Below are 12,850 nucleotides of genomic sequence, written 5' to 3'. Positions count from 1 at the left end.
AAAAGATTATAACTGATTAATTCTTCCGGTCAACCTGCAACTAGCTTGCTGATATAAAAGATCTTGACTTCCATTATAACTGATTAATTCTTCCGGTCAACCTGCAACAAATGAATTAAAACTACATGACAACGATGGATTATAACTGATTAATTCTTCCGGTCAACCTGCAACTTTTCTAATCTGACATTTTTAATATGAAATATTATAACTGATTAATTCTTCCGGTCAACCTGCAACCTGTTATGGTTATTCGTCCCGATGAATATTATTATAACTGATTAATTCTTCCGGTCAACCTGCAACAAAAAAGCCAAACTCGCGCGTTGTTTTGGCGTTGGTGGGGTTGTTTGTAGATTTAATAAACTGCGTTTATATCTTCGGGCGGCCAGTCTTTACGGTGCTCGGTCACTTTCTCGAATACATGATTATAAATTAAATAATAAGCCGGTACTTCCTCGTTTAAATAATTACGGTCTGTCGCGTCCGGGAATAGTCCTAAATATCCGTAGTCTTTGCGATTTTCTGTAAGCGTCCTTGCTATTGCTTTAGAGTCGCCCGATATTTCGCCGTCATTATAGGTGAGTCGTAATTCTTCGCCGTCTATTATTCCCTTAATCGTAAACATAATTTTACAACCTCATTAAAAGCCCGATGATAAAAGACTCAAAATCCTTATCCGCGCCCATGCATTATAACTGATTAATTTCTCCGGTCAACCTGCAACTAAATTGTGCTTCTGTTGCCCACTTGAATTATTATAACTGATTAATTACTCCGACAAACCATTAACCTTCCATGAGGTTTCTCTTGTCTATATCATATTATAACTGGTTACTTCATTCAGTCAAATTATGATTCTAGCAAATGTTGTATCACATTTCGATTTCAGAAGCTTAGGGAAATGATGCAGCAGAAGATATCCTATTATTATAAAAAGTTCTATACATATTTATAATAATAGGATATCTTATAAATATAAGGTGCGTTGCACCGGAAAGAATCTTAATAAAGGGGGTAAACAGTGAAAGAGACAACAAAAAAGGCTCTGAAAAAAGCTGTACGAGAGCTTTACAGAGCCGTTGTCGAAATCCTAATAGGTGTTATCTTACTGATTATCAGTAAGAACATCTAACGGGAGCAGGTGGGGTTGGTTTGCAGACCGCCTCACCTTTCTTTCAAAGTTTACCCCTAGGGGGCGATTATGTCAACAAAATTAAAAGCATTCCTTAAAATTACTTTGGAATCTATTGTAAGGGGAATTATTATTGCTTTAATACTGATTTTTGCTGAACGTATAGGATGGCTATAATAAGTAGACCAGCAGGTAGTAAGAATATAAAAATACCCGTCCATTCAGACAGGGCTGGACACAAAACTAAAAAAGAAACTCATTATGGTATTCTGAACTTGCCATTACTGTGTTGGAACTGTATAGACTAGAAAAACTTATAAAAAGAATTCATAACGCCAACAGTGCCTCAATAAGAACTTTTCAGTTGATTCAGCTCTCTATTTTAAAATGAAAATTTAGTTAATCATCTAGTAATCAGTCGATAATAACGTCATCATCTGAAGAATTTTCTTCTTGTTCAGGATGTTTCCAAGCATAGCGAAAAATAAGAATAAGTGTAATTATTATTAAAATCTCTGTCATGGCCTCCCTCTTCAATTACTGTCATAAACTATTTCATGTTCGTTTTCGCCATGTTCATCATCTTTTCAGCTTTCCTGAGCATCGGGATATAACCATTTAAAAAGTTCTTCGTTTTCTTTAGCGTTTATTTCGCTATCATGTTTTGCCCAGGGTAGGATTATAAATTTCCAAAGAAGAAAGGTTACTAAAATACTGATAAGAAAAATCATTTTTCACCTCCTTTGAAGTAAGATTTTTATAAAAGGCAAACTAGACGCTCTGACATTGATTTTTCAATCATCATCTGGATCAGGAACGGAATCATATGTTGTAGAAGCATCATCTTTTGAGGCTTTTATTGCAATAATCAAACAAATAATTACTCCAAAAACAGAAACAAATGCTTCAATCATATAAAACCTCCTTACGGATATATTACACCCTATTTAAATAATAAACAAAAAAGAATGAAATTATCTGCAAATAGTTTTTACCAACAAAAAAATCTTTTTTCATTATTTCCACATTTCCAGCTCAAACAGCCCTTCAACCTCATTTTCTACAGAATCAGGAAGAAGGGAGTAAAAATCTAAGCCGGTTACGGACTCAACTTTATCTACGCTGACGGCATAAGACCAGAAATCATCTTCGCACTTTTGATTTGGAATTATAAAGCCGATGGCGGTAATAGAGGCAGCATCATCGGAAGTGGACTTATCAGCCTCATCTTCATAAAGAGGGACAAGAATTACCTTATAATAGGCTTCCGGAACGGCAACCTTATTTTCGCCGATTGTTTTATAGTCGCTGGCAGTTTTGTCTAATACAGGGCCTGAAACAACATAAAGCTTTCCGAACTTTTCTGCCCAGAGACGAACCTGAGTTTCAAGGTCTTTCCAGATTCCACGATTAAACTGGGGAGCCTGGGGACTCATATTGCTCATATAAAAACTTTCACTCATGGCAAGTTCACTGAAGGACATATCAGCGGCGGGGGTAAGATGCCCGCGGTCATAACCAGAAGCTTTATAATCAGAAAGACTTGCAGAGCCTGTAGAAATAGCAGGATCAGGGCGAAAATCATTGGAACGGGTAGCCTTCTTTTCCAGCTGCTGATAAGAAAGGCTGTAGGCAGACCACTCAGCCTGTTCATAAGTTTCACGGTAACAGATGGAATAATTGGTGAAATTGCGGATTTCGTGATCCTCTGCGTGCTCTTTTGCAGGACAAAGAGGAAGTTCAAGTCCTTTGGGAAGAAGGATATATTTCTTTCCAGAGTCTGAAGCAATTTTTTCATCAGAAGAAAAAGAAGCAGCCTCTTCGATAAGATTTTCAGCATACGATTTTACGTAATTTTTTACCTCTGAAAAATATTCCCTTTTATAAAAGTATGTAGTAACTATAAGAACAAGAAGGAAGAATAAAAAAACTTTAAGTCCGGAAGATTTATGATTTTTTCTCTTAGCCATTTTCAGTCCATTTGATTTAAAAAGAAAAAAGGCTGTCAAAACTGACAGCCTTTTGCGGAGGAGCCGACTTGAACGGCCACGACTTACGCCACAAGCACCTCAAGCTTGCGTGTCTACCAATTCCACCACCCCCGCGGAATGTGATATTAAATATATAGAAAATTACTAAAAGTGTCAATACATTAAACAGTAAAATTTGAAAAAAAATAAAAAAAATCGCGGGTCCCAGCGACGGCGAAAATCAAGGTATCTCCCCTCACGGGTCCCCCCTTAATTTTCACCTGCGTCCCACGATTTTATTTTCCTGGTTATTAATAGACCAGTTTAGTAACTTTCCAGCCCTCCAACCTTCTCCTGGAAGTGGCTGAACTCCATAGAGAAGCTTGCACGTCCCTGAGTTGCAGAACGAAGATTTGTAGAGAATCCGAACATTTTAGCCATAGGAGCCTGAGCGTGAATAATATCGCCGGTTGATTTTGAATCCTGTCCCATAATGTTTCCGCCACGCTGAGAAAGCTGGCTTGAAGCAGGTCCTACAAACTCTTTTGGACAAGAAATATCAACGTTCATTACAGGTTCAAGGATAATTGGATTTGCGGCAGTACAAGCCTTATCAAAAACCTGGGCTGCACATGCTTCAAAGGCAAAGGTAGAAGATGTAAGCTCGTTGTAATCAATCTTAGTAACTTTTACAGCAACGTCTGTACAAGGATAACCGTATTTAATACCTGAATTAAGGGCACTTTCAAAGCCATTCTTAATTGAATCAAAAATTTCATCAGGAATATTGCCCTGTTTAACTTCATTAACAAAGAGGTTACCGCTGCCCTGCTCGCGCTGTTCAACAGTGATTGTAAGGCCGGCAGTATTTTCTTTTCCTGCAAGAACACGGCTGAACTCTTCTGAAGCAGTAGCAGAACCGCTTACAGATTCGCGGTAAGTTACCTGAGGAGCACCTACATTACATTTTACGCCAAAATCATCGCGCATACGGGTAACAAGAACGTCAAGGTGAAGCTCACCCATACCGCTGATAATAAGCTGACCTGTTTCTGCATCTTCATGGCTTGTAAAGGTTGGGTCTTCGCGGCTGAGGATTTCAAGAGTTTCGTTCATTTTATCGCGCTCGCTCATGCTTTCAGGCTCAAGGGCAACAGAAATTACCGGCTGAGGGAACTTAGGCTGTTCCAGCAATACTGGGAAAGCCTCTGAACCGATTGTATCACCTGTCTGAGCAAGCTTAAGTCCGATAAATACAGCAATATCACCTGCGCTGATTGAATCGCAAGGCTCTGATTTATCGGCATGCATACGAAGAATGCGGTTTACGCGCTCACGCTTCTTTTTATTGATGTTGTAAATCTGAATACCATTCTGGATTTTTCCTGAGTACATGCGCACATAACAAAGTGGGCCCATTTCACGGTCATACTGAATCTTAAATACAAGACCAAGTGCCATTTTTGAAGGATCGCAAGGAACTTCTACATCTTCCTGAGTATCTTTTTTAACACGAAGTCCTTTTGCAGGAGGAACATCTGTAGGACAAGGAAGGAAGTCGATTACAGCGTCAATCAAAGGCTGAACACCCTGATTGTGGCGGGCGCTTCCCATTACAAATGGAACAAAGGCACGGCTGATTGTACCCTTGCGGATTGCCTTTTTAAGCTGTTCAAGAGAAATGTCGCCGCCTTCAAGATAGATTTCCATAAGTTCATCATCGCTGCCGGCAACAGTTTCTACCAGCTTTTCGCGCCATTCCTGAGCCTGAGCAAGGCGGGAAGAATCAATATCACTTTCTACTACCTTTTCGCCTTCATCACCTTCAAAACGAAGCTCTTTCATTTTAAGAAGGTCAATAACGCCTTCAAAATCTGCGCCTTCTCCGATAGGAATCTGCAAGGCAAGAGTTTCTACTCCAAACTTGTTATGTACGTCTTCCATAGAGCCGAAGAAGTCTGCACCAATTCGGTCCATTTTATTCATAAAGCAGAGACGTGGAACGGCAAACTCATCAGCCTGCTTCCATACAGTTTCTGTCTGAGGCTGAACACCATCAACCGCACAGATTACTGCAACAGCACCGTCCAATACGCGGAGAGAGCGTTCAACTTCTGCAGTAAAGTCTACGTGGCCCGGAGTGTCGATAATGTTTATCTGATAATTTTTCCAGTAAGTTGTTGTGGCTGCTGAACAGATTGTAATACCACGTTCCTGTTCCTGAGCCATCCAGTCCATTGTTGCCTGACCGTCATCAATTTCGCCGATTTTATGAATTTTTCCTGTGTAAAAAAGGATGCGTTCTGTTGTTGTTGTTTTTCCTGCATCGATATGCGCCATAATACCGATGTTGCGCATTTTGTCTAAAGACATGATAGGTCTCCAAATTTAAAAAGTGTAGGAATAAATATAGCGGATTTTATCAAATTAATAAATATAGCCTACAATTTCTCTAATTCTACAATCTCATAACCTGCATCCAGAAGCGAACTGATAAGCAAATCCATGTGAGCATAAAGAGGGTCTTCGTGAATGCCGGTTGAATAGCCGACAGAAACCGGAATAATTCCATAATTTGCAAATTTCAAAATTGAATTGTACTCGTTTATCAGGATTTCAGGCTTAATGGTCTGAATATCAGTATCTGAATATTTGAAATTATTATTTACATAAGAATAACCGGCGAGTTTTCCGTATTCTTTTATTGCATCGGTAACCTTGTAATCCGGAGCATGCCAGTAAAGGTTCAGTTCAGTTCCGGTTGCCTGATAGAACTCATCTTCGTTACGGGCAAGGCCACGGCGGATAAAATCTTCTGTCATTGCAAAGCCCGGAGAAGTCAAATCTGAGGTTGTAAAGAACATTGAAGCACATTTCTGACCGTTCTGAACAATCTGCTTTGTTTCAAGAGGATAACGGCGGATAAATTCTCCGTTGATAAAGAAAGTTCCCTTTACATTGTACTTCTTAAGGGCAGAAAGAATCTGAGGAAGTCCGTCTGAATTATCACTGGCATCAAAAATAAGGGCAACCTTCTTTTTTGCAGGTTGTTTTTCAACACTCAAAGGATAAACAGGCTTTGTTACGGTTTCTGCACTCAAAGATCTGATATAAAGCGCATTTTCATAGCGGGGATTCTGGGTACTTCCTACAAAAACACGGTAACGTCCGTTCTGGGAAAGGGCATTGATTCGTGCAGGTGCAGCTACAGGAGCCCAGGTTCCTTTTGCGGAATTAAAGCGGTAATAGGAACCGCCGCTTACACTGGCATAAATTTTATTGTCATCGCCATACCAGTAGCAGTCGTTTGCACTTGAAAGGCAGATTGTTTCAGCATTGTTGGAAAGAAGGTTCCACAAACGAAGGCGCTGGGTTCCTCCGACATAAAGCTGATTGCGGTCAAGCCAGAGGGCACTTGTTACCCTCTCCCCTTCAAGCTCTGCAATACACTGCCAGGAATTTATATCATAAATATAAATGTCGTTTTCAGAAAAAACTGCAACCCGGCTTCCGTCTGGAGAAAGGCATGGGCGGCCTGAATCAGAAATTTCAAGCACCAGTTTTGGCTGGGCACCAAGTCGGTAAACACTTCCCTTTTCAAGGCTGCCAAGATAAGGAAGTTTTTCCTGCCACAGAATAGGATTTTCATCTTTATCCCAGAAAACAAAGGCTTCTTTAAGAGAGGCAGAGGAATCTGTGTAAGGACGGGAATAAATTACGTCCATATAATCACAGGAAAGGCTCTGAATAGTCAGGTAAGAAAAGAGTCTGTTATTCTGAACTGTTACAATAGAAGTTACATCCTTGTTGGCAAAAACCTTATCAGAAAGAGGATTAAAACGGAAAGGAAGGCGTCCTATTGCCTTTCCCTGCCCTATGATTCCGGCATAAAGACCGATTGTATACATTTCCTTTGTACTGATTCTATAAAGAAGGTAATCATCAACATAGGCAAGAAATTTTTCTGAGCCCCAGCTTACGCAATTGATTGTACCACGCCCGATTTTTCTGAAGCGTTCTTCAATTTCGACACCGCGGGAAAGCGCCTCGGGATTACAAAAATATACGGCGCCGTTTTTTTCATACAAAAGAATGCTGCTGTCAGGCGACCACTTTACAGGAAGCGATTCATAAGAATTAAGGATTTTCTCTGCAAGGACAATTCTTTTTGCATCAGAAGAGCGTTCTACGACAAGACGGCCTGAGCAGATTTCTGTTTTTTCTATTTTGCAGAACCATTTCCCGTCAGGGCTGGCCTGATAAGGAGCAGTCGGCATGATATTTTCAGGTAAGCCCGAAATCTTTTTTACCCACTTAAGGCTTTCATTTTTACGGTCATAGCGGGCGGTACCAAAACGGTTACGAAGCTGAAGGATATTGCCGCCTTCCAGCAGTTCCATCTGCTCCGGATAATAAGTTATAAGCTCGGGCTGAAGAGGCACTTCGCCGTTTTTGATTTTTGAATAAAATAGAGAGGTATAATTTGCTGAACCAAGGGCATTCTGGCTGGCAGTAAACAAGAGTTCATCATTCTGATTTATATCGCTTTTTTCAAAGGAAATTGTTGCAAAAAGACCTGGCAGGGGTAAAACCGAAAAAGCCGACAGTAAAATGCCGGCAAGAAGACTTACGTTTTTTTTCTTCATCATCTATGCATCTCCGCACTTAAAACTAAAACAGAAAGTTCCTTTTCCAGATCGTTCAGCTGGTTTTCCATCTGTCTGAGCTGACGTTTGCGGTTTTCTTCCTGCTGACGTAAAAATTCAAGATAGCGCAGGTTGGCAGAAGTTTTTTCATTTCTTCTGATTCTGGAATGTCCGCACCATGGGCAGTACAAGAAAGTGGAATCAATAAGTTTTCCGCAGTCTTTGCAAATTTCCTTTTTCATTTTCAGCCTCCCTTTTCCCTATTTGAGAACCGACATAGGGTTCACCATTTTTCCATTTTTATAAACCGTAAAATGCAGGTGTGGTCCGGTTGAATAGCCGGTCGAACCTACAAGACCAATTCTAGTTCCCTGACTTACCCACTGACCTTTTGAAGCAATGATTTTTGACATATGGGCATAGAGGGTCTGATATCCGTTTCCGTGATCTATAATTACGTAGTTTCCGTAAACACGGTTGATTCCTGTTGTAATAACCTTTCCACTCATTGAAGCAAGGATTGGAGTTCCTGTAGGACAAGCCATATCTGTTCCCGTGTGGAAGGATTTTACATGAGCAATCGGGTCTTCACGCCAGCCGTAAGGAGAAGACCAGCGGAAACGGGCAGAAATAGGCATGATAAAGCGGTCGCCCATTGCAGTTTTAAGGGTTTTCTGGTCAAGTGAAGCACCCGGTAAAAAGAGCTGCTGACCGGCATGCAGGACTTCGCTTGAAAGGTCGTTTACATCCAGAAGCTGCTTAAGGCTGATTTTATTCTTTTCTACAATGCTGTTGATTGAATCTCCGCCTTTTACAGTGTAAATAATTCCGTCAATGCTTGGGATTTTGAGTTTCTGACCTGCACAAAGCTGACGGACATTACTGATATCATTTACCGAAATAAGGGTAGAAACATTTGAAAGCTTGAATTTTCTGGCAATACCACCGATTGTATCACCGCTCTGAACCTTGTAAGTCTGATAAGTTACAGGAGAGGTATAATTTGAACGGAGAGGAATTGCAGCTTCGGCAATTTTTCCGCTTTCATCAATTTCCTGCTGAACTTCAAGGGCAAAATCAGACATAAGCTGATTGAGTTTTTCTATACTGATTTCATCTGTCTTCTGAATAGAAAGAGGTCCTGTAAAATTATTGAAATAATTATAGGCACGCTGCCCGCCAATTATCATCATTACAAGAAGAAGGACTGCAAGCAGAACCTTAAAAATGCTGAAGGAATTTTCAAAAAGCAGCTGAATAAATTCAGAAACCGCTCGACCTGTTTCCATTAAGAAAATGCGTAAATTAAAAGGGCCTGAAACAGCTTTTACTGCAAAAGTTTTAAGTTCTGTCGGATAGATTTCCCGTCTGCGCATATTTCTGCCGGCAGGAGAAAAGGCTCCCATGCGAAAATATGAGCTTTCACTTCTTTCTCGTCCACTTTTTGAAAACAAAGGAAGATTAAATTTTCTGACAGCAGGTTTATCCTGTACAAAACTTATTATTTCCATAAATCCAATATCGGAAAATTACAGAATTTGTTTAGAATAAATAGAAATTTTCAGTAATTCGTTATATAGTAGAAAGTGGGCGGGAATAATCCTTTTATGAATGATTTCTTCAAGAAAAAACAGACTGTTTTCTTTTTTATCTGCTGCGGACTCTGTATTGGTGCAATTTTAATCCGTTATGCAAAGCTTGCAATGCTGCCTGTAAGCGCTTCCAGTCCGGCAAGAGAAATCGTAGAAAGAGGATCAATTGTAGACCGTTCGGGTTTTCCCCTTGCAGTTCAGACAAATTTTTACCATGTAGGCGTAACGCTTAGAAATATCCGCGACAATAAAAAAGTAAGGGAGGCTTTTACAAGTGATGTAGCTCCCCTTCTCAACATGAGCGAAAGCCAGCTCAATGAACTTCTGGATACAAAAAAAAGCTTTGTCTACCTTAAGAAAAAAATTGTTCAGACAGAATACGAAGCCCTGAAAAAAATCACCGAGGATAAAAACTACAATTTTGTAAGTTACGAAAAGATTCCCGGCCGCAACTACCCTAACCACGCCCTCGCATCCCAGCTGATCGGCTATATGGGAAACGACGGAAAAGGTCTTGCAGGAATTGAATTCAGCCAGCAAAAGATTTTGCAGCCGGATATTTCTGAAGATCCAGCCCAGCAGGAACAAGGAAGAAACATTTACCTTACAATTGACGCAAACCTTCAGTACAAGCTTGAACAGATTGCCTATAAAACAATGGCAAATACTCAGGCAGAAAGCATGATGCTTGTAGCGGCAGACTGTACCACAGGCGAAATTCTTTCTTATATCAGCCTGCCTTCTGTTGATTTGAACGAATACGGCGAATCTACAGAAGAAAGCCGCATGGACCGCCCTGCAATGTACTCTTATGAGCCTGGTTCTGTATTTAAGATTTTTACAGTTGGAATTGCCTACGACCAGCACGGAATCAGCCCTAACGACAGCTTCCTCTGCGACGGCGTTTACGAAAAAAAGCTTTCCAGCGGCGAGCGAATCCGAATCAAATGTCTGGAACACCACGGCTGGTGTACTCCGCGCGATGCCCTGCGCTTCTCCTGCAACGACGCTCTTGGCCAGATTGCAGACCGCGTTTACGACGATGACTTTATTGCCCGCATCCGCCAGCTGGGCTTTGGCACAAAGACAGGCGTAGAACTCCCTGGCGAAACAAGCGGCGTTGTAAAAGACACAGACAGCAAGAGCTGGTCGGCACGTTCTAAACCTACTATTGCAATCGGACAGGAAATTACAGTAAGCGCCCTGCAGATGGTGCAGGCAGCCTCTGCAATTGCAAACGGCGGTGTTCCTGTTCAGCTTACTTTTATTCATAAAATTACAAACAAAGACGGAACCGTATTCTACGAGCACACTCCGGAATACAAAAGCCGCAATTTTTCTAAGGCAACTGCCGATTACGTTCTCAGCTGTATGGAAACTACGGCAACAACCGGTACAGGTGCCCGCGCAAACCTTCACGACGTAAGCATTGGTGTAAAAACCGGTACAGCCCAGATGGCAGATAAGGTTCACGGCGGTTACTCTACAACAGACTTCCTTTCAAACTGTATTTCGATCTTCCCGATTGAAAATCCGCAAATTGTACTTTATATCGTTGTTACAAAGGCAAAGGGCGAAACTTACGCCGGCCGTATTGTTGCCCCTGTAATTGCAGAGGCCGCTGACGTAATTATTGACCACCTTGGTATGAGCCGCGAAAAGGCAGCTTCTTTTGAACATTCGGGCGTCATCAACATCCGCCAGAATCAGGCCGTAACAATGGGCTCTTACGTTCCAAATCTTATCGGAAAGTCTAAAAAAGACCTGCTCCCACTTATTACCCGTAAAGACGTTCATTTTATAATCAACGGAAGCGGATGGGTTACAAGCCAGAATCCTGCACCGGGAACTCCAGTTTCGGAGGACATGGTAATTGAACTCAATCTGGAATAAAAATCTGGAAGCCTTCCGCAGCCGCTTTCCTGCCCTTTTTGAAATGTGCAAAAAAGAAATAAGCGCAATAAAGGATGAAGAGGGCAGCGCCGCATTAATTAGTTCTCTTAAGTGGGAAGTTTTAACGGCAAAAAACGGGGATATATCTGCAAGGGAAGGCGGCACTGCCCTGCACTCCCTCTACAATCCTTCACGCGAAGCCTCAAACGCAGTAGCTCAGACCGCAGTGGCAGAAAAGTCCAGCGCGCTTTTTTACGGTTTTGGGCTTGGCTGGCAGGTAATCGAGTTCTGCAAAAAATATCCGGATAAAAAATTAGTGCTTTTAGAGCCGGATTTACTCCACCTGCTGGGAGCATTTTTACTTTTAGACTGGAGCGAAGTTTTTGCCCACGAAAAACTTATCTTAGCTGTAGGCTGCCCGCAGGAAAGCGTGCTCTCTTTAATAGAAGATTCTTCCCGCGTAAACGTGGGCAACACAGGGGTAAACGATACCTTCTTTTTTGACCTCCCCGCCTTTACAAACCATGCGGCAGAATACTTTAATGATGTACGCACAATCATAAAGCGAAACCAGCGCAAAAACGAAATTAATGCAGCCACCCTCAAAAAGTTTGGAAAACTCTGGGTACGTAACAGCAGAAAAAATATCGACCAGCTGACCCGCTGTCAGGGACTTGCAGGCTTTAAGAATGCAGGCAAAGAAGTTCCATTTTTGATTGTAGGAGCCGGGCCAAGTTTAGAAGGCATACTTCCTCATCTTGCAGAACTTAAAAAACGCATGGTAATTATCTGCGTAGAGACAGCCCTGCACACTCTCTTAAAAAATGGCATTCAGCCGGATTTTATTATGCTGATGGATCCTCAATTCTGGGCCTTCCGCCATATTGCAGGGCTTTCTGCCCCGGAATCAGTTTTAATTACAGAAGTAAGCGCCTACCCCGCAGTTTTCCGCTTCCCATGTAAAAAAATAATGCTCTGTAAAAGCCAGTTTCCGGTGGGCCAGTATTTTGAAAAAAAACTTTCTCTAGATCTGGGCGATTTAGGAACCGGCGGTTCTGTTGCCTCGGCAGCCTGGAACTTTGCATATTTTTGCGGTGCAAAAAAAATCTTCACAGCAGGCCTTGATTTGAGTTTTCCTTCAAAACAGACTCATATAAAGGGCAGCAGTGCCGAACAGACCTTCCATACCCTTGCACGACGTACACGCACCGTAGAAAACTTTACCGCTGCTACTCTCTTTAGTGCTAACGCCAGTCCCGCAGAAAACTATCTTGGAGAGCGCGTTACAACCGACAGCCGCATGAAGATGTTCGCCTGGTGGTTCGAAGCCCGTCTTGCCAACTGCCCGGATACAAAAACCTTTACCCTCTGCCCTCAGAGCATGAAAATTCCGGGAATTGAAGTCTGCAAATTGCAGGATGCCCTTGCCCTGCCAGAAATCACAGGGCAAAAAGAAGCCTTTCTTGCCGCAAAAATGCCAGAGCCAGCCTCTGAGCACAGCCTGAAAGCTATAAAAGACACCTTCCCCAACAGCGAGTTTTTTGAAAACGCTTCCTTCCTCCGCGACTACTTTTAAGTCATACCAGATTGACGCTCTATAATTCTTTTTATATT

At 41.8% G+C, this 12,850-nt stretch carries 9 protein-coding genes, 1 tRNA gene and 1 CRISPR repeat array; of the genes, 2 read left to right on the top strand and 8 right to left on the bottom strand.

The genetic code is table 11. The features are described from left to right. Window positions 1-5: 5 nt before the first annotated feature. A CRISPR array of direct repeats spans window positions 6-306; the repeat unit is 36 nt; unit sequence ATTATAACTGATTAATTCTTCCGGTCAACCTGCAAC. Window positions 307-358: 52 nt separating this feature from the next. From MSI_RS08405 to MSI_RS14020, 8 genes are all read right to left on the bottom strand, one after another. Then, on the bottom strand, window positions 359-628 hold the full coding sequence (locus MSI_RS08405; protein WP_009105775.1) for a hypothetical protein: 270 nt from the start codon (window positions 626-628) through the stop codon (window positions 359-361). Between the two features lie 1,094 nt (window positions 629-1,722). Further along, window positions 1,723-1,866 (bottom strand): hypothetical protein, encoded by a 144-nt coding sequence (locus MSI_RS14520; RefSeq protein ID WP_009105773.1) that lies wholly within the window; start codon window positions 1,864-1,866, stop codon window positions 1,723-1,725. A gap of 285 nt (window positions 1,867-2,151) precedes the next feature. Beyond that, window positions 2,152-3,105, bottom strand: a complete 954-nt coding sequence (locus MSI_RS08400; protein ID WP_009105771.1) for a DNA/RNA non-specific endonuclease — start codon at window positions 3,103-3,105, stop codon at window positions 2,152-2,154. 53 nt (window positions 3,106-3,158) lie between these two features. Next, window positions 3,159-3,240 (bottom strand) — tRNA-Leu (locus MSI_RS08395). 189 nt (window positions 3,241-3,429) lie between these two features. Further along, on the bottom strand, window positions 3,430-5,478 hold the full coding sequence (fusA, locus tag MSI_RS08390) for an elongation factor G (RefSeq protein WP_009105770.1): 2,049 nt from the start codon (window positions 5,476-5,478) through the stop codon (window positions 3,430-3,432). A gap of 68 nt (window positions 5,479-5,546) precedes the next feature. Next, window positions 5,547-7,754: a polysaccharide deacetylase family protein gene (locus MSI_RS08385; RefSeq protein WP_009105769.1), complete on the bottom strand. Its 2,208-nt coding sequence runs from the start codon at window positions 7,752-7,754 to the stop codon at window positions 5,547-5,549. Beyond that, window positions 7,751-7,993, bottom strand: coding sequence for a hypothetical protein (locus MSI_RS08380; protein WP_009105768.1), 243 nt, complete (start codon window positions 7,991-7,993; stop codon window positions 7,751-7,753). The genes MSI_RS08385 and MSI_RS08380 overlap by 4 nt, the downstream gene beginning before the upstream one ends. An 18-nt stretch (window positions 7,994-8,011) precedes the next feature. Next, window positions 8,012-9,262 (bottom strand): peptidoglycan DD-metalloendopeptidase family protein, encoded by a 1,251-nt coding sequence (locus tag MSI_RS14020; protein ID WP_009105767.1) that lies wholly within the window; start codon window positions 9,260-9,262, stop codon window positions 8,012-8,014. 96 nt (window positions 9,263-9,358) lie between these two features. Between MSI_RS14020 and MSI_RS08370 the strand changes: the two genes are divergently transcribed. After that, complete coding sequence (locus MSI_RS08370; protein WP_009105766.1) at window positions 9,359-11,236, top strand: penicillin-binding protein; 1,878 nt, start codon at window positions 9,359-9,361, stop codon at window positions 11,234-11,236. Further along, a complete protein-coding gene (locus MSI_RS08365) occupies window positions 11,217-12,812 on the top strand; it encodes a motility associated factor glycosyltransferase family protein (RefSeq protein WP_009105765.1) in 1,596 nt (531 codons plus the stop codon). Before MSI_RS08370 ends, MSI_RS08365 begins: the two co-directional genes overlap by 20 nt. The last annotated feature ends 38 nt before the right edge of the window (window positions 12,813-12,850 follow it).

Origin of the sequence: Treponema sp. JC4, from assembly GCF_000260795.1 — a bacterium.
Classification (GTDB): Bacteria; Spirochaetota; Spirochaetia; order Treponematales; family Treponemataceae; genus Treponema_D.
This window is presented reverse-complemented; position numbering and strand designations above follow the sequence as displayed.

Excerpts from the sequence above, each read along its gene's own strand:
- MSI_RS08405 (WP_009105775.1), bottom strand. The coding sequence starts at position 628 with ATGTTTACGATTAAGGGAATAATAGACGGCGAAGAATTACGACTCACC.
- MSI_RS14520 (WP_009105773.1), bottom strand. The coding sequence starts at position 1,866 with ATGATTTTTCTTATCAGTATTTTAGTAACCTTTCTTCTTTGGAAATTT.
- MSI_RS08400 (WP_009105771.1), bottom strand. The coding sequence starts at position 3,105 with ATGGCTAAGAGAAAAAATCATAAATCTTCCGGACTTAAAGTTTTTTTA.
- fusA (WP_009105770.1), bottom strand. The coding sequence starts at position 5,478 with ATGTCTTTAGACAAAATGCGCAACATCGGTATTATGGCGCATATCGAT.
- MSI_RS08385 (WP_009105769.1), bottom strand. The coding sequence starts at position 7,754 with ATGATGAAGAAAAAAAACGTAAGTCTTCTTGCCGGCATTTTACTGTCG.
- MSI_RS08380 (WP_009105768.1), bottom strand. The coding sequence starts at position 7,993 with ATGAAAAAGGAAATTTGCAAAGACTGCGGAAAACTTATTGATTCCACT.
- MSI_RS14020 (WP_009105767.1), bottom strand. The coding sequence starts at position 9,262 with ATGGAAATAATAAGTTTTGTACAGGATAAACCTGCTGTCAGAAAATTT.
- MSI_RS08370 (WP_009105766.1), top strand. The coding sequence starts at position 9,359 with ATGAATGATTTCTTCAAGAAAAAACAGACTGTTTTCTTTTTTATCTGC.